This is a genomic window from Dankookia rubra (assembly GCF_004355005.1).
In the GTDB taxonomy this organism is placed as follows: Bacteria; Pseudomonadota; Alphaproteobacteria; order Acetobacterales; family Acetobacteraceae; genus Paracraurococcus; species Paracraurococcus ruber_A.
Window position 1 is genome coordinate 25516 of sequence record NZ_SMSJ01000034.1, and the last position, 24149, is coordinate 49664.

A 24149-nucleotide genomic window follows, 5' to 3' on the forward strand; every position below is an offset into this window, starting at 1 on the left:
GTCCTATGCGGGTAGAATGCGGCGGCGCTGCAGCTCGGCGAGCCACCAGTCGAACATCTCGGCACTGTCGATGCACTCGGCGAAGCCAGCCTGTCGGATGGCGATGGTGGACAGGATGGAAGCCACCTGGCCCGGCCGCGCGAAGGCGAAATCGGCGAATTGCCACGAACCGCCGATAAGCTGGTTGAGCGACCAGGGTGCGAGCCGGTGCTTCTCCGCGATGCGCTGCCAGACCGGGCCCTTGTCGGCCATCAGCACGGCCAGGGACATCGGGTGCGGCGCGCCCATTTCCATCCCGAAGCGCTTCGCCACCAGCGGGAACAGGTCCTGCCAGAGGAAGACATCTCCGTTGGTGACGTTGAAGGTGCGATTTGCCGCGGCCTCAGTCCCTCCCGCCCAGCGCATGGCGCGGGCGAGGATGCGGACGTCGGTCGCCTCGGTGTAGCGTGCACCGGCACCGGGCCATATCAGCGGCACACCGAGTTCGCGGCTGACGGCGGCATAAGCGCCTATGGCCGACAGCATGTTCATCGTGCTGCCAAGGGCGAAGCCGACCAGCGCCTGTGGTCGGAAGATGGTGAATGCCCAGCCGGCATGCGCCTGGCGCTCACGAATCAGGTCCTCCTGCGCCCAATAGAAATTCGGATGGATGTGTCGCGGCGCGCCTTCCTTGCCGGGAATCGGCATCTGGCCGAGATGCACGCCATAGGCCTTGGTGCCCTGCAGCAGCGAGACATGCCGCAGGCCCGGATTGCCCGGCTCCACGGCATCCATCAGGTTGCGCAGCATTGCCGCGTTGGTGGCGATCTGGTCGGCCTCCAGCCAGCCCTTGCCGAGTTCCGGCTTCTCGAACAGCGCGCCGTAGACGATGTGGCTGATGCCGCGCAGCGGCGACAGCACCGCGCGGCAGGCTTCCGCATCCGTCAGGTCGACAGAAAGGAAGCGCGCCGGGCTTTCGAACTCAGGCTTCCGCCGCGCGAGCGCGACGATGTTCCAGCCGCCTGCCTCGTACTCCGCCAGCGCCGCCCGACCAACCAGGCCGAGCGCGCCGGCGACAAGTACGGTGCCTGTCACGGTCGCCCGCCGGCGACGACCAGGGTCTGGCCGGTGACGTAATTCGATTCCGGGATGCAGAACAGGTAGACCGACCCCGCCGCTTCCTCCGGCCTGCCGCCGCGGCCGAGCGGGATCAGCTTCTCCGCGGTCTGCAGCACCTCCGGCCGCACGCCGACGGCGATCTCCCGGCCTGAAATGTCGATCGTGGCACCGCCATGTGCCGGTGCCTCAGTCAGCCGGGTCATGATCAGGCCGAAGGCGACGGCGTTCACGTTGACCTTGTAGCGCCCCCATTCCTTCGCCATGGCCCGCGTCAGGCCCTGGATGCCCGCCTTCGCGGTAGAATAGTTCGCCTGCCCGGCATTGCCGAATACGCCGGAGGTGGAGGAGATGTTCACCACCTTGCGGAAGACCTCGCGTCCTTCGCTCGCTTCCTGCCTCGCAGCTTCGCGGATGAAGCGCTGCGCCGCTCGCATGATGCGGAAGGGCGCGGTCAGGTGGACGTTGAGGATGGCGTGCCATTGTTCGTCCGTCATCTTCTGGATGACGTTGTCCCAGGTATAACCGGCATTGTTGACGATGATGTCGAGCCCGCCCCAGGTGTCGATCCCGGCAGCAACGAAGCGTTCGGCAAAGCCGTCCTGCGTCACGTCGCCGTTGCAGGCGATCGCCTCGGCGCCCATGGCGCGAAGCTCGGCCACCGTCTCATTGCCCGGGCCGTCGTCGAGATCGTTGACCACGACGCGGGCGCCCTCGCTCGCAAGCTTCAGGGCGATCTGCCGCCCGATGCCGCGCCCGGATCCCGAGACCAGCGCAATCTTGCCATCCAACTTGCCTGCCATACTACTGCTCCTACCTGCCGACCCATTTCGGCGCGCGTTTCTCGACGAAGGCGCGCGGGCCTTCCTTAAAATCCTCCGTGGCGCGCACGCGCAGCCCGGCCTCGCGCGACAACGCCCAAAGCTCCGCCTCCGGCAGGTCCGCGGCGCGGCGGGCGATGCCGAGGCTTTCCTTCACCGCGACTGGCGCATTGGCGCAGACCCGGCGGGCGAGATCGAGCGCGGCCGCCGCCACATTGTCCGCCGGCACGGCGGCATTGATCAGCCCGAATTGCGCGGCGCGTGACGCCGGGATCGGCTCACCGGTGGCGATCATCTGCAGCGCGATCGCCCTGGGCAGCGCGCGTGGCAGGCGAAAGACGCCGCCGGCCCCGGCGACGAGGCTGCGCTTGACCTCCGGCAGGCCGAAACTGGCGGTTTCCGCCGCCACCGCTAGGTCGCAGGCGAGCAGGAGTTCAAGGCCGCCCGCCAGCGCATGGCCCTGCGCCGCGGCAATCCACAGCTTGGTGCGGGCAGCCCGGACGAAGCCGCCGAAGCCGCCCTTCTCGGTCGAAAGGCCAGCCGCCGTGCCCTTCGAGACTTCCTTCAGGTCGGCGCCGGCGCAGAAGGCATGCGGCCCGGCGCCGGTGAGGATCGCCGCCCAGAGGTCCGGGTCCTGCTCCACTCGCTCCACCGCGGCCTCGATACCTGCGGCCACAGCAGCGTTGACGGCGTTGCGCGCCTCAGGTCGGTTGATGGTGACGAGAGCGATATGCGGCTCGATCACCTCGAAGAGGACGGCATCGGTCATCAGTTCGGGCTCCAGTCCTGCAATTCATCCGCAGCGCGACGCAGCATGCCCCGGGTTCCGATCGGCGTGCGGTCGGTGCGCTTCAGCAGGGCGATGGTGTCCGCCTCAGTGCCTGGCACGCGGCCGAAGGTCCGCTCCCCATCCGCGGTGCGCAGGATCACCACACCGTGGTGCGGCGCGCCGTCGCGGTCGTGCAGCACGGTAAACGTCTCGATGGTCGCCTCGCCCGCCGCGTCCACCGTAAAGGACGGCACCGGGCCACGGCGGCTATCGGCTTCCGCCTGCACGGAATAGTCCTGCGGCAGGCGGACCGCGCGCGGGGGACGGCTCGCCAGCACCACCGCATGATGCTTGGTCACGAACTCGCCCTGGCCATACAGCAGCGCGGCGCTGCCCGGCTTCTCCCGCAAGGCGCGCACCATCCCGGCCGCGGCATGGGTCATGTAGTTGTTCAGGGGCGCACCGAAGAAGGTCAAACCACCGGTCGTGGTCGGCGCCATACCGGGCGGCAGGCCGAGCCGCCGCGCCGCCATCTTCGGCACGCAGGGGAAGCAACTGTACAGCTCGCAGCTTTCGAAGCTGGCATCTTCCAAATCCGCGATAGCGCGGCAGGCGTCCAGCACAGCGTTTTGGGCATGCGATTCGTGGTAGTGGTCGCGCGCCAGGTAGTCGCGCGGTTCGACTGCCGCAGCGCCGGCCCACAGGTGTATCATCCGGTTTTCCGGCACACCTGCCGCGCGCGCCTTCGACAAGCTGCACAGCAGGATCGCGCCACCCTGGTTCACCATCGGGTTGGCGACCTGCAGCTTGGTATAGGGATAAGCAATCGGGCGGTTGTTCGGCCCGGGCGTGCTGATCTCCGCCGCCGTATATTCGCGTTTCAGCCAGGCCGCCGGATTGCGCGCGGCCACGCCCGAGAATGCGGACCAGAGCGCGGCCGATTCCGCCTGTCCCTCCGCCGGTGTCTGACCGAGGAAGGCCTCCACCGCATTTTCATAAAAAGGATAGACCGAGACGGGATCGGCGACGCCCAATTGCACCGCCATCGGATGCAGGAAGTCGCGCCCACGTGTCCTTGTCCAATTCGGGTCGGGTGCGGTCCAGGGCAGGGTCACGCCCTGCTTCTGCGCTTGCCCCACCGCATGCGTCGCCTCGCCGCCCACCACGGCCGCGACCATGCTCTCGCCGCGGGCGATGCGGTTGGCCGCCTCGTGCATGTGCCGCACCGGGCTCTCGCCGCCGACCGGCCCGTACACCAGGCGCCGTGGCCGCATGCCGAGGAAGCGGACCAGCGCCGCCGGCAGGTCGCCGTAGGGCCAGGAGACGGAATTGACGATGTCGAGGCTGTCGAGCGCCGCCAGCAGGTCCGGCGCACCGGCATCGGCGGCGGCGCGGCGCAACGCTTCGGCCATTAGCGCGGCTGGCTCGCGCGCGTGGAGCAGGTCGGCGGGGCGCTCGGTGACCTCGCCGGCGCCGATGATGACGGGGATGCGGTCGGCGTTCATTTCAGGCATCCTCATTCCAGATGGCCAGCGCATCGAGCGCCTCCACGCCCGTTGCCGTGGCGCGCAACGGATTGACCTCCAGCGACGTAAGTGCCGGGCCGAGCGCCAGCGCCGCATCGCCAATGCGCGCCACCGCGTCCGCCGCCGCGCGCCGGTCGATACCTGGCGTGCCGCGATAGCCGTCGAGCAGCTTCGCGCCGCGCAGTTCGGCGAACATCTCCAGCACCTGATCCGGCGTAACCGGCAGCAGGCGAATGGCGGTATCGCGCAATGCCTCGACCCAGATGCCGCCGAGGCCGACGGCGATCGCGGGGCCCCAGAGCGGATCGCGCAGCACGCCGACGAAAAGCTCCACGGCGCTGCCAGATCGCATCGGCCCTACCAGCACGCCATCGATCGCCGCCTCCGGCTTCGCGGCGCGGACGCTGGCCATGATGCGATCGCAGCCGGCAGCCACGGCCTCCTCGCCCTTGAGGTTCAGCAGCACGCCGCCGATATCGGATTTATGGGCGATATCGGGGGAGGCGACCTTCAGCACCACCGGGCCGCCCAGCGCAAGCGCCGCCGTCACCGCCTCGGCTGCGCTGCGCGCCAGGCTCAGCGGCACCACCGGCACGCCGCGCGCGCCGAGGAAGCGGAGCGTCGCATGCTCGCTCGCCGGCCGTTCGGCTACCTGGTCGGGTGCGGCGGGCGGTCGCGGGACGCACTTCTCCTGCTGCTCGGCCCAGGCGAAGGCGCGGCCGATGGCTCCGAGCCCGTGCTGCACGCCGCTGCCGAGATAGGTGATGCCGGTCTCCTCGAGCAGTGCCCTGCCGGCCTCCGTCACCGGTCGAGACAGCACGCTGAGCATCACCGAAGGACATCCGGAGGCGCGGAAGCCCTCGCCAATTTGCCGCACGATGCCGCCGCGATAGCCGGCGATCTCCTCCGGCGTGTCGGGCACGTCCATGAAGCAGGCGACGAGGCCGATCGCGGGATCGGCGCCGAAGGCCGGCAGACTGCGGGCGAAGATCGAGGCGTCGAGCATTGCCCCGCCGGTGACGTCCAGCGGATTGTTCGGCGTGCCGAAGGCCGGCAGGACCTGGCGCAGCGCTGCCTGCGTCCCTGGCGCCAGCTGCGGCACTGCGACGCCGGCGAGTTCCGCCTGATCGGCAGCCATCTCGCAGACTCCACCGGAGATGGAAACCAAGCCGAGCCGACGGTCTTGCACATGGCCGAGCCGCGCCAGCAACGCCGCGGTGAAGACCAGATCCTCGATCGAGGCTACGCGGATGATGCCGAGCTGGCGGCAGACCGCATCGAAGACCCGGTCGTCGCCGACCAGCGACCCGGTATGCGCCTCGGCCGCGCGGGCTGCAGTTTCGCTGGCGCCGATCTTGATGGCGACGATGGGCTTGTCCGCCGCCAACGCCCGTCGCGCAGCGGCGGCGAGCAGCGTGGCGTCGTGCACGGTCTCGAGGAACAGTCCGATCACCCTGGTGGTCGGGTCGTCGACCAGGAAGTCGACCACACGGGCGACGTTCACGTCCGCCTCGTTGCCGGTGGAGACCTGATAGGACAGGCCGATTCCTTGGCGCTGGGCGAAGGCGGCGATGAAGCCGGCCGTCGCGCCGCTCTGCGAGACGATGCCGATGGCGCCGCCCTGGATCACCGGCATGGGCGGCTGCGTGGTCCAGATCGGCACGCGGTCGGCATAGTTGATGAAGCCGAGACAATTCGGCCCGAGCAGCGTGACCCCCTCGGCCCGCGCTGCGGCAACCAAGGCATCCTGCTTCGCCGCGCCCTCAGCGCCGATTTCGGCGAAGCCCGAGGTCAGCACCACGGCATTGCGGATTCCGGCGGCATTCATGTCGGCAAGGGCCTCGGCGATGGCGCCTTCCGGCACCATCAGCAGCGCCGCATCCACCGGCTCCCCGATTGCGGCGCAAGCGGGCGCGGCTGGCAGGCCGTGCACGATGCCGCCCTTGCGGCTGACCGGATGCACCCGGCCGGTGAAGCCAATCCGCTCGAAATTGGCGAAGGCCGCAGTGGACCAGATGGACCGGTCGGTGGCGCCAACCAGTGCGACGGACCGCGCCCGGAACAGGCTGCCCAGCGTGGCGTCGCTCATGCCTCAGGTCCTGACAGCCGGGCGCACGACCTTCGCCCGGCCTTGGCGGCATTGGCACGCATGGACTTCCTCCGCTCAGGGGGGGCTGCTTCCAGGCGCCCACCTTCTCCTGCTCCAGCGAAGCGCGATCCCGGCGGATTGTCTATGCGTGCCGGATATCGCGGCGATCAGCGAGCGCCGCGCAATCGTTTGACCATCCGGCGCAACGGCCCTGTCATGCGCCAGGAGGTGGACTGTTCCAAGGCCAACACCTGCGCCTCCGCGGTGGCCGCACGCTGCATTGCGGCCGCCAGAGCATCCTCGCTTGGCCGCCGAGCGGCGCGAGGCGCCGCGGGCGGCCTTACCCGCGGCGGCAACGGCGCAGCCCCGGGTGGAAGCGGGTACTGGCTGGCGAGCAGCTCGGCCGCCTCCCGGTCCACCGGCCATCGCACCGAATCGGGTGCGACATCGCCCACCTTCCGGGCCAGGATGAAGACGTGGGTGTAGCAGGGAGCAAACGTCACGCCCGCGAAGGCGTCCCGCCGTTCCTCCGGGTGGATGTAGGCGCGATCGTGCAGGCCGGCCGCCAGTACCTCAAATCCCGTGTCGGGCCCGAACAGAACCCGCAGCCCGTTGTCGGAGAAGCGCCAGAAGTCGTTCGGCTCCTCGTGGATCGGCCAGGCTTGGTGGGTCATGTGGAAGGTCAGGCCCCCGGGCCGCAGGGCGCGGTTCACCGCAGCGGCAAAGAGCCAGGGGAAGGAGAGATGCTCCATCACCGCGATGGAGAACACTAGGTCGACCGATGCCTCGCCTACCAGCTCGTCCAGGTAATGGGCGTCCCCGGCGAGATCGACGTTGTCGGCGGCATGCACGTCGACGCCGATGTAGCGCGCCGCACCGGGGAAGAGCGTCCGCTTCGTGGTCGCGCCGGGGCTGACGTTGCGCGAACCAACCTCGCAGACCGTGAAATTCTTCGCGTTGGCCTCCTGCAGCATGACATTGAAAGCGGCATCCATCTCCGCGGCACCGAAGATGCCAGTCTGTGGCGGTGCAGCGGCAGCATTCGACCAGGGCGCGGAGGGAATTGGCCCTGCGGGCAGCACGACCGGCAGGCGCACCGAATTGCCCGCGGCTCGCACCTCTAGGGTCAGGGGATCCGAGGGCCGCCAGGGGAGGTAGGCACGAAAACCCACAGCACCGGCCGGCTCGCCACGCGGGATGAACGCGTGGATGTCGCAGGCCTGCTCGCCGGCCGCGATTCGCACCGCCTCGATTCGGGCAGTGTCATCCTGCACCCAACCTTCGAGGTAGATGCCGCTGCTATCGCACCAGTATCGGTCAATACCGGTCCGTGCCGAACCCAGCTGGTCCATAGTTACGGAAAGTCTCCAGAATGTGCGTCAGCCAGCGAGGCCGCGCAGACGGGTGACGAGGCGACGAAGCGGCGCCGTCATGCGCCAGGTGGTCGAAGCCTCAATCGCTGCAAGCCTTGCAGCGGCAGCAGCCAGCCGCGTCTCGCATACAGCGACAGCAGCCAGTCGCGCTTCGCTTGCGGCGACAGCAGCCAGTCGCGCTTCATCTGCGGCAGCAGCAGCCGACGCCGCTTCGGCGGCCGCCGCACGTGAGAGCGCGGCGGACAACGTCTCCGCCGAAGCGCGCTCCGCCTGTCGCTGTGCCTCGGCGCGCTCCGACGCGATCAACCGTGCTGCGACCGCGCCTTCGCACCACTCGGCCGGGGTTCGCTCGGCAATCGTCTCAGGCAGGGCTTCAAGGCGCGGCTCCCGGCAGACGAAGATGGCCGTGATCGAGTCGCCATCCCTCTCCATGGCCTCGGCCGAAGTGACCGGGAATTCGAAGTCGGTCTCGCGGATGGTCACGCGATGCGGCGCCAGTGCCATCTCCTCCCGCTCGCGCTCCTTGGAGGCGTAGATGCCGCGCCCGCGGTGACCATGCAGCGTCACATCCGAGAAAAAGCGTCGCAGCTTCGCCTCCCAGGCCGACGGCGGGATATGATGCACGTGGTACTGGTTGCGCATGTCCGCCTCCATCGCCGCCGCCCATGTGATCGGCGGCACCGCGATGATGGCCATGCCATCCTCCACAATCACGCGGGCAACCTCCGCCGCAAGCGCGTCGACACGGGCGATATGCTCGAAGACGTTCGAGCTGAAGACGAGGTCGATGCTGCGATTCGGCAGGGGCAGTGGCCGATTGAGGTCGGCTTCCTCATAGCTCACCGGCAGATCGGCATAGCGGCGCTGGGCATGGCGCACGGCTTCCGGGCTGAATTCGAGCGCGCGCACCGCCCTCGCCCCACCGCGCGCAAGGTAGGCGGCGCCATACCCCTCGCCGGCGCCGGCGTCGAGCACGCGGCGACCGACCGCGAAAGGCAAGGCAAAGTGGTAGACTGCGAGATGCGCCCAATAAGGCCAGATGTTGGCGACTATCATCCGCTCGCCGTCGTTGCCGACATCGAGCTCGGCGGGTACGGTCGAAGCATCCATCATTCGGGCTTTCCCCACCCTTCCTTTCCGTCCCGACGCGCTCCGCCTCAGCCCCGCGCGCGCTCGCCGAACACGGCGTCCGTGATCGCCTTGGCCTGGCGCGTCGGCGCATACCGCTCCTCGGCCGCGGCAACCGCTGCCTCCGCCATGCGCGCGTAATCGTCGAGGCGGTCAATCGCCCGCAGCAGCACCTCCTCCCAGCGGTAGGCAGGGGCGAGGTAGCCGGTCTCGCCCTCATTGATGGCGCGCTTCAGGGTGAACGATGGGGAGGCGACGCTGATCGTACCCGTGATCGCCGCTTCGAAGATCTTCAGCTCGGATTTACAATTGGTGAAAGTGTTGTCCTGCAACGGCACCAGGTTCAGCTCGACCTCGCCGATCAGGCGCTGCAGGTTGATGAAATCCTGCAGCGGAAAGCGTTCGAGCCGATCGGCTAGGCCGGTCAGCCGGCCCTTGGGCTCGAGGAAACCGACGATCCGCAGCACCAGCCGGCGGTCGCGGTGCAGCAGCTCGGCCAACGTGTCGGCGATGATGGCGAAGTCGCGGTTGTGCGACGGCGTGCCGGAGAAGTACCCTAGATGGATGCGCTGGTCGCGGCGCCAGCCGGAGGCTCGCTTGCGTTCGACTATCCGGGCCGAGAGGTCGAGCTGCGCCCCGTTCAGAAAGTTCGGCACAACCCAGCTCGGCAGGCCACAGAAATCGGTGGCGCGGCGGGCGAGGTAATCGTTGGTGAGGATAACGCCGTCGCAGAGCCGCATCGTCTCGCCGATGCGGGCCATGACGCCGAACCAGAAATCGAGGTCGGTCTCCGTCGTGTTCTGGTCGAGCGTATCCATAACCATGTGAGTGAAGCGGGTATCGAAGATGAGGTCGTCGACATCAAACAGCACGCGGCGGCCGCGCGACCTGGCCGTAGCGATCAGCCGGCCGAAGGCCGGGGTATAGCGGGCCCGGCAGACGACGATCGTGTCTGCCCGGTCGATGATCCGGTCGGCCCATTCCAGTTCCTCGGCGCTGAACCAGGCGGCGCCGATGCCGGGTTCAGCGAGACCGAGGGATTCAATCATGTTGAAGCACCGATAACGAAAAGTGCTGGTATCCGGCCGCTCGTAGAAGTAGGCAACGCGCGGCGCCCCGCGCGACAAGGCAGCGAGGCGAGAAGCGAAGCTCTGCGCCCAGGGGTCGCTGTAGCGAACCGGGGCGGGGCCGTTCAGGAACATGGCTCAGCCAGCGATGTGGTCGAGGACAGGCGCGAAAGCCGCCTCCCAGTCCCGACCGATCCGCGCCTCCCGGTAGTTCGCCTCGCGACGCGGCTCGTCCTGCGCCAGCGCCGCGGCGTCGCCGAGGGCCGCCACCAGCGCCTCGACCGAAGGCTCTGCGCAGAGAATGTTGCGGCAATAATGGTCGAGCGAGACCTTCGGTCCGAAGCGGTTGGTCACCACCACCGCTCCGCTGGCCGCGAGGTCGAGCGGCGGGTAGCTGGGATGTGGTGTGAACATCAGCGACAGGCCGACATCAATGCTGCGGATCAGCGCGGCATAGCTGGCCCAGGGCAGGTTCTGCGACATCTCCGGTTGGATGCCGCCCGGCAGCAGGATGCGGGGGATGTCCTTGCCGACGAAATGGTAGGTCCAATCCTGAGCTGGCAACACGCCTTGCTCGATCGCTGCGGCTACCGCCTCCACCCCACGAAGGAAGAGGTTACGGTCGTTGTTGGGCCGGGCGTAGAAGAAAAAGCGGCGCTTGTCGCGGATCGGCTGAGCTTCCCGGTGATAGATGCCTTCGGGAAATGCCGGCTCGAAGGCGATGCTGTCGGCGGCCACGCCGCGTACGCCGTCGGCCACGAGGTAATCGCGCAGCGCCGCGGTATTGATGATGAAGCGTACCCGGGTGTCATCCATCACCTCGCGGCAGCGCAGCTGCTCATCACCGGCGGGGTAGAACATCCGCTCATCCTCCTGCAGGAGGTAAAGGATGCGGTCCGGTCGTACCGCGCGCAGTGCCGCCCAGGTGCTCCACCAGGAAGTCGTGAGCAGCAGGTCCTCGGGGCCCATCGGCACGTTCCGGCCGTGACCGGAATGCAGGAATTCCACGTTGCCGTCGTAGCGGATGCCATGTGCGTTCAGCACAGTGCCAAAGTTGCGCGGCTCCGGCGGCTCGATTCGCGTCACCACGCGCAACGGCACGTCAAGCCGCCGGGCCAGCAGCGCCGCGAGCCCCACGGCCGTGCCAACTCCGCCGAACAGGTGGCCGGCATTGATGCTGTCAGTCACCAGCGTCAGGCGACGCGGTGCGTCCGTTTCCGGGAAGGTGGCTAGCGGCGCCGGCAGGCGGGCAGAGACATAGGCATGTGCATCGGATGCCACCGGGGTGCCGGAGGGCAGCAGTGCCTCCAGCAGCGGCACCGCGGGGGCTTGCAAGGCGCCGGGCGTCGGCGCGCCGCGGCCGAGAACCCGCTTCACCTGGGCGACGTAGCTCGGCTCCCGTCGCGCCAGCCCTACCGCGACGCGCATCGGCCGGGTGATACGCCAGGAGGTTGAATGGATCATCGCCTCCCGCAGTGCCCGGGCATGCTGCGCATCGGCCAGGGTCGCGTCGCGTTCGGCCCGCGCGGCGGCGCATTCGGCGGCCAAGCGGTCGCGCTCGGCGACCGCCTGCTGCGCCCTCGCCCGCGCCTCGTCCCGCTCAGCCACCGCGGCGTCGCGGTCGGCGAATGCGGTTTCCTCGGCGCCAGCCAGGCGAGCTTCCAAAGTCCGCACCAGGAAGCGGTCACGCACCGCTTCGCCGCGCGCGGCGAAGAAGCGGCGGATGGCGAAGGCTTCCTCGGGCTGGCTGCCAGTGGCAAACAGGGCGGCGACCGGTTCCGGCAGGTTGCGGCCCAGGCCCAGAACGCCAAGCCCATGGCCGTGCAGGAATTCGAAATGAGGATGCGCCGCCTGCAATTCGCGCCAGATCCGCCAGACGCCATTCCTGCGATCCCGCAGGTTGGTGTCATGGAACAGGACGACGCCCCGGTCCGACACAGCCTCCCGCCACAGCTGGAAGGCGCCGGCGACGGCTTCGGAGTCCTGCGTGCCATCGATATGCAGCAGGTCGACCTCGCCCGCATCGAAATGCGTCCGTGCTTCTTCCGGCCGCATGCGCAGCAGGGTGGAGAAGGCACGGCCGCGGCCATCCTGCCGGACGGAGCCGATGCGGGTCACCGTCTCCCGCGGCCGGCCGGGCAGTTCCGCTGCCCGCTCCACGGCGAAGCACCGGGCAGCCAGGCCGAGCCGTTCGACCGCTAGGCAGAAGGCCGCATAGGCGACGCCACTGGCCGGGCCGAGTTCGACAATGCTGCGAGGCCGCAGGGCCTTCACCAGCCAGAAAGCAAAAGGCACATGTTCGTGCCATGCGGTGGGGGCCTGCGGCTCCGGCGTCCAGTCGACCTCCGGGCCGATATCGATTCCGCCCAAAGCGAATTCGTGGCGGGTCCGGGCCGGGAGATTGATATCCATCACGCTCTCTCCGCCTGCCGGTCCGTCATGCATGCCAAGCCATCGGCCTCGGCTCCGCTTCGGGACGACGCCAGCTTACGTAAGCTGGACAAGCATCCACACTTCGTTCCGCCATCGCCGAGATGTCCCGGGAACGGCCTCTTGAGGCCTTCATCGCTCTGCACAAAACCAGAATTCCGCGCAGTCCTGCTGCCGGATAATAGCCACCGCACCAAATCCCCGCTTCTGCCCAACGTCTGGTTGGGTTCTCCGCTTGCGCCACAGGACAATCCTGCCATTCAACAGACCTCACAACACAGTGAGTGTTTTGCTGCGCCTGCGAAGCCACCCCATTATGTTCTGTACGCAAGGCGGGTTGCCCCTGTCCAGGCAGCTTCGACAGTCCTGAACTACACTCACGGCAGTATTATATTTTTGGAACGGATCGAATACGTGCCTGGTCCGTACGTGTTCCCGGCTGGGAACCGACGAAACATGACACACGATGTCGTTCGTTCAGCCTCGAGCGCAATTATATAAGGTTTCTAGCGACGTTTCTGAACTATGCGAGACGGTCATGCCTCCGACCTTTTTCGGGCAGGACAAGGCGGTCCCGTAAGCTGCTCCTTTGCTCCACAAGGTTCGAAAAAGCGACTAGGTAAAGACCATCAGCGGAAAAGCAGGCCGTGGCGTTGCTGAGCCAAGGCCTCTCGGCTTGATGCGCCACCACCCTTCGCGTCCATGTCGCGCCTCACCTGCATGGCCCGCGGGATGGCCGCTGCACGCGGTGGTGCGTTAGACTGCGGCTGTTCAAGCGGCGGGCGCCCATCCGCCGTCTCCCGCAACCCCGAACTCCGGGTTCCCGATGCGCTTCGAGTCCCTCTACCGCCATGGCTTCGCCCGCATCGCCGCCTGCACCATCCGCACCATTCTGACCGATCCGGCGGCGAATGCAGCGGTGATCCTAGAGGTGGCGCGCGAATGCGATGCCCGCGGCACGGCGGTGGCGGCCTTCCCCGAACTCGCCCTCTCCGGCTACTCGATCGAGGATCTGCTGCTGCAAGACGCCGTGCTGGACGCAGTCGAGGCGGCAGCAGCAACGTTACTTGAGGCTTCCCGCATCCTGCGGCCGGTGCTGGTGGTAGGCGCGCCGCTGCGCCATGCCGGCCGGGTGTATAATGTCGCAATGGTCATCCATCGCGGCCGGCTGCTCGGCGTGGTGCCGAAGACCTACTTGCCGACTTACCGGGAGTTCTACGAAAAGCGCCAGGTCGCTGCGGGCGATGGCGCCCCGGCAGGCGACATTTGCTTCGCCGGTGCAACCGCCCCCTTCGCCACAGCCCTGCTGTTCGAGGCGGAGGATGTTCCAGGTCTGATCCTCCATACCGAGATCTGTGAGGATTTCTGGGTGCCCATCCCGCCGAGCGGCTCCGCCGCGCTGGCCGGCGCCACCGTTCTGCTGAACATCAGCGGCAGCCCGATCACCATCGGCAAGGCGGAGACGCGGCGGATGCTCTGCCAGTCGCAGAGCGCCCGTTGCCTGGCGGCCTATGCCTATACCGCGGCAGGCGCCGGCGAATCGACCACCGAGGTCGCCTGGGACGGCCAGGCGGAGATCTGGGAGAACGGCGCCCTGCTGGCGGAGACCGCCCGCTTCCCGCGCGGCGCGCAATATGCCATCGCCGATGTAGATCTAGACCTGCTGCGCCAGGAACGCATGCGCCAAGGCACCTTCGACGACAACCGCCGCAACACTCCGGCAGCGGCCAGCTTCCGCCGCATCCCTTTCCGGCTGGACCCGCCGGACGCCGACCTTGGCCTTGAGCGGCCGATCGAGCGCTTCCCCTTCGTCCCCGCCAACCCCGAACGCCTCGCCCAGGATTGTTACGAAGCCTACAACATCCAGGTCGCCGGCCTGACCCAGAGGTTGGAGGCGGCGCATATCAAGCGGCTGGTGATCGGCGTCTCCGGAGGCCTGGATTCGACCCACGCGCTGATCGTCGCCGCCAAGGCGATGGACCTGCTGGGAAAGCCGCGCACCGATATCGTCGCCTATACCCTGCCTGGCTTCGCTACCTCGGACGACACCAAGGGCAATGCGCACCAGCTGATGGCGGCGCTCGGCGTCACAGGGCACGAGCTCGACATCAAGCCGGCGGCGCGGCAGATGCTGGCCGATCTTGGCCATCCCTATTCGCGCGGCGAGCCCGTCTACGACATCACCTTCGAGAACGTGCAGGCAGGCCTTCGCACCGATTACCTGTTCCGCGCCGCTAATTACTTCGATGGCATCGTGCTCGGCACTGGCGACCTCTCCGAGCTCGCGCTGGGCTGGTGCACCTACGGCGTCGGCGACCAGATGTCGCACTACAATGTCAATGCCGGCGTGCCGAAGACGCTGATCCAGCACCTGATCCGGTGGGTGATTGCCTCCGGCCAGTTCTCCGCTGAGGTCGGCGAGACCCTGGTTGCGATCCTGGACACCGAGATCTCGCCCGAGTTGGTCCCGGCGACCGAGGGCCAGGCAATTCAAAGCACGGAGGCCAAGGTCGGCCCCTATGCCCTGCAGGATTTCCACCTTTACTACACATTGCGTTACGGGTTCCGCCCGTCGAAGATCGCTTTCCTTGCGCTGCGAGCCTGGGGCGATGTTGCGCGCGGCCACTGGCCGCCGCATTTCCCGGAGGCGAAGCGCATCGCCTATCCGCTAAAGGACATCCGCCACTGGCTGGAGATCTTCCTGCAGCGCTTCTTCGGCTTCAGCCAGTTCAAACGCAGCGCCATGCCGAATGGGCCGAAGGTCGCTGCCGGCGGGTCACTCTCGCCGCGCGGCGATTGGCGTGCTCCGTCCGACGGTAATGCGCGGATCTGGATCGAGGAACTGCGCAGGAACGTCCCGGAGGCGTAAGCTGCGGCATCCCCAAGTTCGTCCGCCCGTTTGGGTGGGCGGCACATCGGGGAGATTACCATGCCGAAGGAAGGCTTGCAGAACGGGCCGCTGACCGCAAGCTGCGCGCATCTTTGCATCGACATGCAGGCCTTGTTCGCAGGCCAGACCGAGTGGCACACGCCCTGGATGACGCGCGTCCTGCCGGTGGTAGAACGCCTAGTTGCCGCTTGGCCAGACCGCACCCTCTTCACTCGCTTCATACCCGCCAACCGCCCCGGCGAGGGCCACGGCACCTGGCGGCGCTACTGGGAACGCTGGGCGTCCATGACTTCGGCGGCGCTGCCGCCCGAGGCGGTGGAGTTGATCCCCTCCCTCGCCCGCTTCGCGCCGCCGGCCGAGGTGGTGGACAAGCGGGTCTACAGCCCCTGGGTGGACAGCGACCTGCATCGGCGCCTGCAGGCCCGAAGCATCGACACGCTGGTGGTCAGCGGCGCCGAGACCGATGTCTGCGTCCTCGCCGCCGTGCTGGGCGCGGTCGACCTCGGCTACCGCGTCGTCGTGGCGACGGATGCGATCTGCAGTTCCTCCGACCACACCCACGACGCCCTGCTGACCCTGTACCGGGATCGTTATGGCCAGCAGGTGGAAGCGGCGACGGTCGAGGAGATCATTCGCGCCTGGCGCTAACGCCGCCGCCCGCGCCGCGTTGGAAAGGGTGGACAGGAGGCCCGAATGGCCAAGGACCGAAGCCACCACACCACGATCGGCAACCATCGATTGAGTCCGGAAACCTTGATGCTGGGTTACGGGTATGACCCCGCCCTGTCAGAAGGGTCGGTCAAGCCGCCGGTTTTCCTGACCTCGACCTTCGCCTTTCGCTCGGCAGAAGAAGGCCAGGCATATTTCGACGTGGTGGCCGGACGGAAGGAGGCGCCGGAGGGCGGCGCCGGACTCGTTTATTCCCGCTTCAACCATCCGAACAGCGAGATCGTCGAGGACCGGCTCTCGGTCTGGGACGGGGCGGAGACGGCGCTGGTCTTCGCCTCCGGCATGGCGGCGATCGCCACCACCATCCTGGCCTATGCCCGGCCGGGCGATGCCATCCTGCACAGCCAGCCGCTCTATGGCGGGACGGAGACCTTGCTAGCGCGAAGCATGGCCGAGTTCGGCATCGCTTCCGAAGGCTTCTCGGACGGAACCTCCGCCGAGGCGCTCGAGGCCGCGGCGACCCGCGCCATGGATCGCGGCCGGGTCAGCTTGGTGATGGTCGAAAGTCCCTCCAACCCGCTGAACACCCTGGTCGATCTGGCGGCGATCCGCGCCATGGCCGATCGGATCGGCGAGGCGCAAGGACACCGGCCAGTCATCGCTTGCGATAACACGATGCTGGGTCCGGTCTTCCAGCAGCCGCTCGGGCATGGTGTCGATGTGGTGCTCTACTCGCTGACGAAGTATGTCGGCGGCCATAGCGACTTGGTCGCAGGCGCCGCGGTCGGCAGCAAGGCGATGCTGCGCCCGATCCGGCTGCTGCGCGGCGCCATCGGCACCCAGCTCGACCCGCATTCTTGCTGGATGCTGGGACGGTCGTTGGAGACGTTATCACTGCGCATGCGGGCCGCGGCACGGAATGCCGAGGTGGTGGCGGACTTCCTTGGCGCGCATCCTCGGATCAGCGCAGTGCATGTCCTGAACCACCTGCCCGAGGGCAGCCCGCCACGCCGGGTCTACGACAGGCAATGCAGCGGCCCGGGCTCCACCTTCAGCATCGAGATCGCCGGCGGTCAGGCGGAGGCCTTCCAGGTGCTCAACGCGCTCCGCATCTTCAAGCTGGCGGTCAGTCTGGGGGGGACCGAGTCGCTGGCCAGCCATCCCGCCTCGACTACCCATTCCGGGGTGCCGGAAGCAACCCGGGCGCGGATCGGAGTGACAGTCGGACTGATCCGTCTCAGCATCGGGATCGAGCACCCGGACGACCTCATTGCTGACCTCGCCCAGGCGCTTGCCAGCCTGGACGCCTAAGGCTTGAACAACGTTACCTGCCGCAGTCGTCGCATCCATGTTTGCGGGTCGGCACTGGTCGCGTGGTAAATGTCATGCAAACGGAAAGCAATGCGGGCGATCGGGGCGGATATGCTTTTTCCTCCCCGATCTGGCTGCGCTTCAGAAGACCCCGGCTAGCAAATAGGCCCCAGCCGCAACTAGCGCCGCTGCCGGCAGGGTTACGACCCAGGCGACGACGATGTTGCCGGCGATGCCCCAACGTACCGCCGAGACCCGCCGTGCGGCCCCGACACCGATAATCGCTCCGGTGATGGTATGGGTGGTCGAAACGGGAACGCCTAGCTCAGTCGCCATGAACAGCGTGATCGCTCCACCCGTCTCGGCGCAAAAGCCCTGCACCGGGGTCAGCCGGGTGATCTTCGAACCCATGGTGTGGACGATCCGCCAGCCGCCGAACAGCGTACCGAGCGCCATCGCCGCTTGGCACGACATCACCACCCAGAGCGGCACGTGGAAGGCGCCCTCCAGAAGGCCTTGCGAGTAGAGCAGCACGGCGATGATGCCCATGGTCTTCTGCGCATCGTTGCCGCCATGGCCGAGCGAGTAGAGCGAAGCGGAGCCGAATTGCATCAGCCGAAAGGTGTTGTCGACCGCAAAGGGCGTGCTGCGGGCGAAGGCCCAGGAGACCAGAAGCACCAGCACCAGGGCCAGCAGCAGCCCTACCGTCGGCGAGAGCACGATGGCGAACAGCGTCTTGCCCAGCCCAGACCAGACGATCGCCCCGAACCCCGCCTTGGCCGTACCGGCGCCGAGGATGCCGCCGACCAGGGCATGCGAGGAGGAGGAGGGGATTCCAAGGCCCCAGGTGATGAGGTTCCAGGCGATTGCCCCGACCAGCGCCCCGAAGATCACCCTCGGGTCGATGACCGAAACGTCGACGATGCCGGTGCCGATCGTCTGCGCCACATGCAGGCCGAAGAACAGGAAGGCTATGAAGTTGAAGAAAGCCGCCCAGACCACGGCATATTGCGGCCGCAGTACCCGGGTCGAGACGATGGTGGCGATAGAATTCGCTGCATCGTGCAAACCGTTGAGAAAGTCGAAGAGCAGCGCAACGGCAATCAGGCCGTAGAGCAGCGGCAGGGCGATATGCGCGTCCATCGGGGTCAGACGTGCTCGACCACGATGCTCTCGATCTCGTTCGCCGCATCGTCGAAACGATCTACGATCTTCTCGAGCTGGTCGAAGACCTCACGCGCCGCGATAAAGCGCAGCGCCTGGTCGGGTGGGCAGCGGCGGAACAGCTCGGTCACACCGACATCGTGGATATCGTCGGCCTCGCCTTCGATTTGGCGGATCTGCTCGCAGAGCTCGTTGATACGGCCGGCATTGGGACTGATGGCGGAGAGCAGCGGCACGGCTTCCCGCAGCAGGGTGGCGCAGCGCTCGATGGCGTCGCCCATACGGCGCAGCTCAGGGTCGAAGTCGGTCATCTCGAATAGCACGATGGCCTTCGCCGCTTTTTTCATCTGGTCGATCGTGTCGTCCATCCGGCCAATCAGGGTCTGGATGTCGCCGCGGTCGAAGGGAGTGACGAAGGTCCGGCGGACCGCCTGCACCACCTCCCGCGTCACCGCATCGGCATCGTCCTCGGCGGCCAGTACCGCGGGGTAATGGCGCTGCACCGCGGCGCCGCCCTCCAGCATGCCGCGCAGTTCCACGGCGCCGCGCGCGACAGCATCGGCATGCCGGGCGAACATCTCGAAGAAGCGCTCCTCGCGCGGCATCAGGCGGCGGAACCAAGTCATCATCAGTCGCAGTCCCCAGGGGTTCGCATTGTCTTGCAGCCCGACCGCCCGGGGCGACAAGGCACGCTGTCATCCGTTTGTCACATTTTGGCTCATACGGCACGGTCCGGGGATGAGTTCCCTTTCCCAAGCCGCCACACCGCCCTTGCCCGCCGCCCAACCGGATCGGGCCGACATCGCCTCCCGCGACGCCTCCATCGTCCTCGGCCTGACCCTGCCGACCGATACGGTCCTGTACCTACTGCTACCGCTGAATGCGGCCGCCTTCGGTGTCACGCTGGCCGAGGCCGGCTTGCTGCTGGCGGCCAACCGTTTGGTCCGCATTCTCGGCTACGGCTTCGTCGCCCGCAGCTACGAGCGCCAGGGACCACGGGTAGCCTGCACCGTCGCCGCCTTCGGAGCGGCCGGCTCCTCCCTGGGCTATGCCCTGCTGCCGGGGATCTGGTGGCTGCTGGCGGCGCGGCTGGTCTGGGGCCTCTCCTTCGCCGCCATGAACATCGCGACCCAGGCCCTGGCCACCGCCGAGCCAAAGAACGCCGCCCGCCGTAGTGGCAAGTCGCGCGCCATCATCTCGGCCGGGCCGATGGTCGGGCTGCTCGGCGGGGCGGCGCTGGCGGAACGGGCCGGGCCGCAAGCGGTCTTCCTGGTGCTGGCGGCAGTCGCATTGCTCGCCCTGCCCTTTGCCTGGCGACTCCCGACTGGCGCCGGCGGGCCGGTGAAGTCGCCGGGACCACGCTTCGCCCTGCCAACCCGGCTGGATGTCTGGTCCTTCGTCCAGGGCTTCGCGCTCGACGGGATCTTCATCCTTGGGCTTTCGGTCCTGGCGGCCCGCGCCATGCCGGAAGGCGCGGTGCTGGCGGCCGGGACGGCACTGGCACTCCGCTACCTAGCGGAGGTCGTGCTGGGCCCGCCTGCCGGCGCCTTGGCCGAGCGGTTCGGTACGGCGCGGCTGCTGGTGCTGGTCTCGCTCGCCTCGGCGGCCGGGCTGCTGCTGAACGGCCTCGGCGCGCTTTGGACCGGGGCGATTCTGGTGGTGCTGCTGCGCGGCCTGCTGCAGCCGTTGCCGGCACCGGTCGCCGCCGCCGCCTATCCCGGGCCGGGCCGGGTCCCGGCCCTGGCACGGCTGGCAACCTGGCGGGACCTGGGCGCCGGGCTAGGGCCGCTGGCCGCGGGGCTGCTGCTGCCGGTGCTGGAACCCTGGCTGCTTTATGGCGGGACGGCCCTCGTGTTGGCCGCAGCGGCGGTGGCCGTCGCCTTGCCACGCCGCCGGTAGCGCCGACCTGGGCAGGCCGGATCCCACGCAGCGGCCGTGCCGAGGCGGCGCGCATGCCGATCGACCCTGGACGTCAGGCCGGCCATGGCCGGGTATAACAGCATTCAAGCCGAGCGAGCCCCATGTCCAAGATCCAATGCCTCCGCACCATCCGCATCGCCGAGCGACCCAACCTGATCTGGGTCGAGATCGAAACCGATGAGGGACTGGTCGGCCTCGGCGAGAGCTTCCGCGGCGCCCAGGCGGTGGAAGCGGTCCTGCACGAGACCGTCGCACCCTGGCTGGTCGGCCGCGACAGCCGGCGGATCGAGGCCGTCTCCCGCCACCTGATGACCCCATATCTCGGCTTTGCCAGTGCCAGCGCCGAGGTGCGGGCGGCGAGCGCGGTCGACCTCGCGCTCTGGGACCTGATGGGCAAGCGGCACGGCATCCCGGTGCACGAGGCGCTGGGCGGTGCCAGCCGAAGCGAGATCCGCACCTACAACACCTGTGCCGGCTATGCATACAACAGCGGCACGGCCAAGGGCTTGGCCGCCGGGCGGCGCGACATTGGCGCCGCCGACGTCGCCGCCGGCCCCTACGACGACCAGATCGCCTTTATGCGGGATGCCGGCGCCCTGGCCGAGAGTTTGCTCGCGGAAGGCTATTCGGCCATGAAGATCTGGCCGCTCGACATTCAGGCGGCGGCCAGCGGCGGCCAGATGATAACCCTGCCCGAGCTGAAGGCGGGGCTCGAACCCTTCCGCAAAATCCGTGCTGCGGTCGGCGACCGCATCGAGGTGATGGCCGAGCTGCACAGCCTCTGGTCCTCCCAGGCCGCCATCCGCATCTGCCAGGGGCTGGAGGATCTCGGCATCTTCTGGGCAGAGGACCCGATTGCCAAGATGGGCGACTTCCAGACCCTGGCCGACCTGCGGCGGCAGACCCGGGTGCCGATCTGCGGCAGCGAGACGCTGGGCGGCGCCGTCTCCTACCGCCAGATGCTGGAAGCCGGGGCGGTTGATTTCGTGATGCTCGACCTTGCCTGGTGCGGCGGGCTGACCGAGGGGCGGAAGATCGCCGCGCTCGCCGAAGCCTTCGCCAAGCCGCTGGCGCCACATGACTGCACCGGTCCGGTAACGCTGATAGCCGGGCTGCAACTGGCGATCCATGCGCCGACCGCGATCTTCCAGGAGGTGGTGCGGGCGACGCTGGCCACCTGGTACCGCGACCTCGTCACCGACCTGCCGGTCATCAAGGGCGGCATGGCCCAGGCGCCGACCGCGCCGGGCCTCGGGACCAATTTGCTGCCGGAGGTGCGGCGGCGCGAAGATGCGGCCATCCGCGAATATGGCACGCCGCTGCAGCCCGGCGGCTGAACAAGGGAACCGGGAGAGAGACCATGCAGAGACGCCACCTTCTTGCCGCCGCGCTGGCGGCGCCATCCGTCGTGCGGGCCCAAGCGCCCGGTGCGACCTTCGACCGGCCGCTCCGCATCATCGTCCCGAATGCCCCCGGTGGCACCAGCGACATTCTGGCGCGGCTGATTTCCACGCCGTTGGGCAAGCTGGTCGGCCAGAACGTGGTGGTCGAGAACCGGACCGGCGCCGGTGGCAATATCGGCGCCGACTACGTGGCGAAGAGCGCGCCCGACGGCACCACCATGCTGCTGCTGGATGTCAGCGTACTGGCGACCAACCCATTCTTGTTCAGCCGGCTCCCCTTCGACGTCGAGAAGGATTTGGCAACGGTCACCATGCTGATCTACGCGCCCTATATTTTGGCGGCGCGCAACGGGTTGCCGGTGCAGGATGCGGCGGGGCTGGCGGCCTATGTGAAGGCCAATCCGGGCAAGCTGAATTTCGCCAATGCCGGAGCCGGAACGCTGACCCACCTCGTCTCCGTCGCGCTGGCCGCGGCCTGGGGCGGCGAGATGACGCAGGTGCCCTATCGCGGCGGCGCGCCGGGCCTGCTGGCGGTCACCAGCGGGGAGGCCGACCTGACCATGGCCGGCGCGACCCAGTCGATGCCCTATGTCACCCAGGGACAGATGCGCGGCATCGCCGTTTCAGGTCCGCATCGCCTGGCGAGCCTGCCGGCGCTGCCGACCTTCGCCGAGCTGGGCTGGCCGCATCCGAATGCTGGCACCTGGCAGGGCGTACTGGTGCAAGGCAATACGCCACCCGCGGCAGTGGCGACCCTGGACAACGCCCTGCGCCAGGTGATGCAGGAGCCGGCGGTCCGTCAGAGGGTGGCAGAGCTGGGCGGCGAGCCGCGCACCGAGGGCGCCCAGGCCTTCCGCAACCAACTCCGGGCCGATACGACGAGCCTCGGCCAGGTGATCCGGGAGCACAAGATCACCCTAGACCAATAAGGATCAGGCGCCGCGCTCCGCGCCGGCCTCACGGATCTTGGCCGCCAGCTGCTCCGGCTCGAAGGGCTTCTGCAGGAAGCGTTCGTGCCGGCCCGTGGCGCGGCGCGCCAAGTCGGGTGTGGTGCCGCTGATCAGGATGACTTCGACATCCGGATGTCGTGCCCGGGCCAGCTCCGCCAGGTCGAAGCCATCCAGCCCGGGGCCGAGATTGACATCGGTCACCAGAACGTCCGGCACCTGGCCGGCACCCAGCAGGATCAGCGCATCTTCCGCATTGGCCAGCCCGTCGACTTCGAAGCCGTTGCCGTCCAGCGTCTCGGACAGGGCACTCCGGACGAGTTCGTCGTCCTCGATCAGCAGGACCCGCATGATGGCTCTCATTCCCTCGCCCGCACCTGGCCCCGGCTGAAACAAACGGACCCCGGCTGCACACGGCAAAATGGGCCGCCGGGGAGCCTGAGTCGCCTGCCCGCGGGTTCAACTTCCGGGTGGCGTTGCCAAATCGATTACAGCCGGCAGGCGGCTTCCAGGAAAACCGCGACCAGCGTGCCCGGCTGCACGCCGCGTTCCTCGCTCAGCCGCGGGCGCTCCTCGAATTCCAGACCTTCAGCATCCGGGGCTCGGTACCAACTGCCCTCCACCGGCCGCCAGGACTGCTCGGCGCAGCGGTAGTCCGCAAGGAAGGCGACGCTGCGGGCGCGGCCACCGGTTTCCGGCAGGCGGATCGGCTCCGCCAGGTTCAGCACGATCCAGACCCGCCGCAGCCCCTCGGTCCAATGTGCCGCCTCTGAGGCCGCGAAAGCCGCGGCGATCCCGCCCCGCCGGTCGATGGCGATCGGGCGCCATTCGGCACGCCTCGCCAGGGTTAGGAGCGGCGGCTCGGACACCGCGGCAGGCGGCGGCAATGGCGGCGGCTGGGCGCAGCCAAGCAGCAGGAGCAGCGGCAGGGCGCCAGGCAGGCCGCGGATCATGATCGGATAGCCCTTCTACCAGCGCCGTGCCGGGCCGCAGTCGAGATGCACGAAGCCGTCGCGGCGGTAAAGCCCGACGCCGCCGATCTGCATCTCGGCCGCCAGCCGGGCCAAGCCGAAGCTGTCCCGCCCGGGCAGCCGCACATCCGCCGCCATGCCAGACATGTGCAGGGAGGCACGCGAAACGCGACGGGATTCGCGGGCCCGCGCGGCATTGGTCTCGGGCGAGCGATAGCCGCTGATAACCTGGAAGCCTTCGCTGGCGTCAAGCTGCAGCGCGACGCTGTGCATGACATCGAACAATCGCGGGTCCATTGGCGTGGCTTCTTCGCGCGCCGGGTCGCGGAACAGCCAGTCGAGCTGCTTCAGCGCCTCCCGGTCGTAGCGGCCGTCCTGCCAATAGACGCCACTGAAATTCTCTTCGGTCTGCATGCGATGGATGCGGAGGCTGCGCGGGGCACCGGCCGTGACCTGCGCCAGGGCAGCACCGCCGCCTATCGCGGCGCAGAGCAGCCCGGCCGCCCCGCGCAGCAGCGAGCGCCGTCCGGGCGCAGGCGCGGCGCAGCAGGGGCAGCCAAGCGGTGCGAGGCGCAT

The 24149-nt window shown here is 68.1% G+C and carries 20 protein-coding genes; 6 read left to right on the plus strand and 14 right to left on the minus strand.

The annotated features are described in order from the left end of the window. Positions 1-3: 3 nt before the first annotated feature. From E2C06_RS20980 to E2C06_RS21020, 9 genes are all read right to left on the minus strand, one after another. Positions 4-1074 carry an SDR family oxidoreductase gene (locus tag E2C06_RS20980; RefSeq protein WP_133290574.1) on the minus strand — a complete coding sequence of 357 codons (1071 nt, stop codon included), beginning with the start codon at positions 1072-1074 and terminating at the stop codon, positions 4-6. Further along, positions 1071-1898, minus strand: coding sequence for an SDR family NAD(P)-dependent oxidoreductase (locus E2C06_RS20985; protein ID WP_133290575.1), 828 nt, complete (start codon positions 1896-1898; stop codon positions 1071-1073). Before E2C06_RS20985 ends, E2C06_RS20980 begins: the two co-directional genes overlap by 4 nt. Positions 1899-1908: 10 nt before the next feature. Continuing rightward, positions 1909-2685, minus strand: coding sequence for an enoyl-CoA hydratase-related protein (locus E2C06_RS20990; RefSeq protein WP_133290576.1), 777 nt, complete (start codon positions 2683-2685; stop codon positions 1909-1911). Further along, positions 2685-4190: an acetyl-CoA acetyltransferase gene (locus E2C06_RS20995; protein ID WP_206664623.1), complete on the minus strand. Its 1506-nt coding sequence runs from the start codon at positions 4188-4190 to the stop codon at positions 2685-2687. Before E2C06_RS20995 ends, E2C06_RS20990 begins: the two co-directional genes overlap by 1 nt. A 1-nt stretch (position 4191) precedes the next feature. After that, positions 4192-6300 carry an acetate--CoA ligase family protein gene (locus E2C06_RS21000; RefSeq protein ID WP_133290578.1) on the minus strand — a complete coding sequence of 703 codons (2109 nt, stop codon included), beginning with the start codon at positions 6298-6300 and terminating at the stop codon, positions 4192-4194. A 167-nt stretch (positions 6301-6467) separates the two neighbouring features. After that, on the minus strand, positions 6468-7652 hold the full coding sequence (locus tag E2C06_RS21005) for a class I SAM-dependent methyltransferase (protein ID WP_133290579.1): 1185 nt from the start codon (positions 7650-7652) through the stop codon (positions 6468-6470). Between the two features lie 27 nt (positions 7653-7679). Continuing rightward, positions 7680-8786, minus strand: a complete 1107-nt coding sequence (locus E2C06_RS21010) for a class I SAM-dependent methyltransferase (RefSeq protein WP_133290580.1) — start codon at positions 8784-8786, stop codon at positions 7680-7682. A gap of 44 nt (positions 8787-8830) precedes the next feature. Further along, positions 8831-9850, minus strand: a complete 1020-nt coding sequence (locus E2C06_RS21015; protein ID WP_133290581.1) for a glycosyltransferase — start codon at positions 9848-9850, stop codon at positions 8831-8833. Between the two features lie 156 nt (positions 9851-10006). Continuing rightward, positions 10007-12280: a class I SAM-dependent methyltransferase gene (locus tag E2C06_RS21020; RefSeq protein ID WP_165982529.1), complete on the minus strand. Its 2274-nt coding sequence runs from the start codon at positions 12278-12280 to the stop codon at positions 10007-10009. 844 nt (positions 12281-13124) lie between these two features. Between E2C06_RS21020 and E2C06_RS21025 the strand changes: the two genes are divergently transcribed. Genes E2C06_RS21025 through E2C06_RS21035 form a run of 3 tightly spaced genes read left to right on the plus strand, consistent with a single transcriptional unit; the run spans position 13125 to position 17168 of the window. Next, positions 13125-15167, plus strand: a complete 2043-nt coding sequence (locus E2C06_RS21025) for an NAD(+) synthase (RefSeq protein WP_133290583.1) — start codon at positions 13125-13127, stop codon at positions 15165-15167. A gap of 60 nt (positions 15168-15227) precedes the next feature. Then, entirely contained in the window at positions 15228-15836 is a 609-nt protein-coding gene (locus E2C06_RS21030; RefSeq protein WP_133290584.1) for a cysteine hydrolase family protein, read from the plus strand. A 45-nt stretch (positions 15837-15881) separates the two neighbouring features. Next, on the plus strand, positions 15882-17168 hold the full coding sequence (locus E2C06_RS21035) for a cystathionine gamma-synthase family protein (RefSeq protein WP_133290585.1): 1287 nt from the start codon (positions 15882-15884) through the stop codon (positions 17166-17168). 141 nt (positions 17169-17309) lie between these two features. On the opposite strand, the gene E2C06_RS21040 is transcribed toward E2C06_RS21035, so the two are convergent. After that, positions 17310-18311: an inorganic phosphate transporter gene (locus E2C06_RS21040; RefSeq protein ID WP_133290586.1), complete on the minus strand. Its 1002-nt coding sequence runs from the start codon at positions 18309-18311 to the stop codon at positions 17310-17312. A 5-nt stretch (positions 18312-18316) separates the two neighbouring features. Continuing rightward, complete coding sequence (locus tag E2C06_RS21045) at positions 18317-18961, minus strand: DUF47 domain-containing protein (RefSeq protein WP_133290587.1); 645 nt, start codon at positions 18959-18961, stop codon at positions 18317-18319. A gap of 109 nt (positions 18962-19070) precedes the next feature. Here E2C06_RS21045 and E2C06_RS21050 point away from each other — a divergent pair, with 109 nt between their 5' ends. From E2C06_RS21050 to E2C06_RS21060, 3 genes are all read left to right on the plus strand, one after another. Then, the gene (locus E2C06_RS21050) at positions 19071-20231 is read left to right on the plus strand and encodes an MFS transporter (RefSeq protein WP_133290588.1); all 1161 of its coding nucleotides are present in this window, start codon (positions 19071-19073) and stop codon (positions 20229-20231) included. Between the two features lie 122 nt (positions 20232-20353). Then, positions 20354-21589, plus strand: coding sequence for a mandelate racemase/muconate lactonizing enzyme family protein (locus E2C06_RS21055; RefSeq protein ID WP_133290589.1), 1236 nt, complete (start codon positions 20354-20356; stop codon positions 21587-21589). 23 nt (positions 21590-21612) lie between these two features. Continuing rightward, a complete protein-coding gene (locus E2C06_RS21060) occupies positions 21613-22584 on the plus strand; it encodes a Bug family tripartite tricarboxylate transporter substrate binding protein (protein ID WP_133290590.1) in 972 nt (323 codons plus the stop codon). Between the two features lie 3 nt (positions 22585-22587). On the opposite strand, the gene E2C06_RS21065 is transcribed toward E2C06_RS21060, so the two are convergent. The 3 genes from E2C06_RS21065 to E2C06_RS21075 form a co-directional block, all read right to left on the minus strand. Further along, complete coding sequence (locus E2C06_RS21065) at positions 22588-22953, minus strand: response regulator (protein ID WP_165982530.1); 366 nt, start codon at positions 22951-22953, stop codon at positions 22588-22590. Positions 22954-23090: 137 nt separating this feature from the next. Beyond that, positions 23091-23555, minus strand: coding sequence for a surface-adhesin E family protein (locus tag E2C06_RS21070; protein WP_133290592.1), 465 nt, complete (start codon positions 23553-23555; stop codon positions 23091-23093). Positions 23556-23570: 15 nt separating this feature from the next. After that, positions 23571-24149, minus strand: a complete 579-nt coding sequence (locus E2C06_RS21075; protein WP_133290593.1) for a DUF882 domain-containing protein — start codon at positions 24147-24149, stop codon at positions 23571-23573.

Coding starts and splice junctions, on each gene's coding strand:
- E2C06_RS21030 (WP_133290584.1), top strand. CDS start 15,228: ATGCCGAAGGAAGGCTTGCAGAACGGGCCGCTGACCGCAAGCTGCGCG.
- E2C06_RS21070 (WP_133290592.1), bottom strand. CDS start 23,555: ATGATCCGCGGCCTGCCTGGCGCCCTGCCGCTGCTCCTGCTGCTTGGC.
- E2C06_RS21020 (WP_165982529.1), bottom strand. CDS start 12,280: ATGGATATCAATCTCCCGGCCCGGACCCGCCACGAATTCGCTTTGGGC.
- E2C06_RS21060 (WP_133290590.1), top strand. CDS start 21,613: ATGCAGAGACGCCACCTTCTTGCCGCCGCGCTGGCGGCGCCATCCGTC.
- E2C06_RS21065 (WP_165982530.1), bottom strand. CDS start 22,953: ATGCGGGTCCTGCTGATCGAGGACGACGAACTCGTCCGGAGTGCCCTG.
- E2C06_RS20985 (WP_133290575.1), bottom strand. CDS start 1,898: ATGGCAGGCAAGTTGGATGGCAAGATTGCGCTGGTCTCGGGATCCGGG.
- E2C06_RS21040 (WP_133290586.1), bottom strand. CDS start 18,311: ATGGACGCGCATATCGCCCTGCCGCTGCTCTACGGCCTGATTGCCGTT.
- E2C06_RS21055 (WP_133290589.1), top strand. CDS start 20,354: ATGTCCAAGATCCAATGCCTCCGCACCATCCGCATCGCCGAGCGACCC.
- E2C06_RS21025 (WP_133290583.1), top strand. CDS start 13,125: ATGCGCTTCGAGTCCCTCTACCGCCATGGCTTCGCCCGCATCGCCGCC.
- E2C06_RS20990 (WP_133290576.1), bottom strand. CDS start 2,685: ATGACCGATGCCGTCCTCTTCGAGGTGATCGAGCCGCATATCGCTCTC.
- E2C06_RS21075 (WP_133290593.1), bottom strand. CDS start 24,149: ATGCGCCTCGCACCGCTTGGCTGCCCCTGCTGCGCCGCGCCTGCGCCC.
- E2C06_RS21000 (WP_133290578.1), bottom strand. CDS start 6,300: ATGAGCGACGCCACGCTGGGCAGCCTGTTCCGGGCGCGGTCCGTCGCA.
- E2C06_RS20995 (WP_206664623.1), bottom strand. CDS start 4,190: ATGAACGCCGACCGCATCCCCGTCATCATCGGCGCCGGCGAGGTCACC.
- E2C06_RS21045 (WP_133290587.1), bottom strand. CDS start 18,961: ATGATGACTTGGTTCCGCCGCCTGATGCCGCGCGAGGAGCGCTTCTTC.
- E2C06_RS21035 (WP_133290585.1), top strand. CDS start 15,882: ATGGCCAAGGACCGAAGCCACCACACCACGATCGGCAACCATCGATTG.
- E2C06_RS21005 (WP_133290579.1), bottom strand. CDS start 7,652: ATGGACCAGCTGGGTTCGGCACGGACCGGTATTGACCGATACTGGTGC.
- E2C06_RS21015 (WP_133290581.1), bottom strand. CDS start 9,850: ATGATTGAATCCCTCGGTCTCGCTGAACCCGGCATCGGCGCCGCCTGG.
- E2C06_RS21010 (WP_133290580.1), bottom strand. CDS start 8,786: ATGATGGATGCTTCGACCGTACCCGCCGAGCTCGATGTCGGCAACGAC.
- E2C06_RS21050 (WP_133290588.1), top strand. CDS start 19,071: ATGAGTTCCCTTTCCCAAGCCGCCACACCGCCCTTGCCCGCCGCCCAA.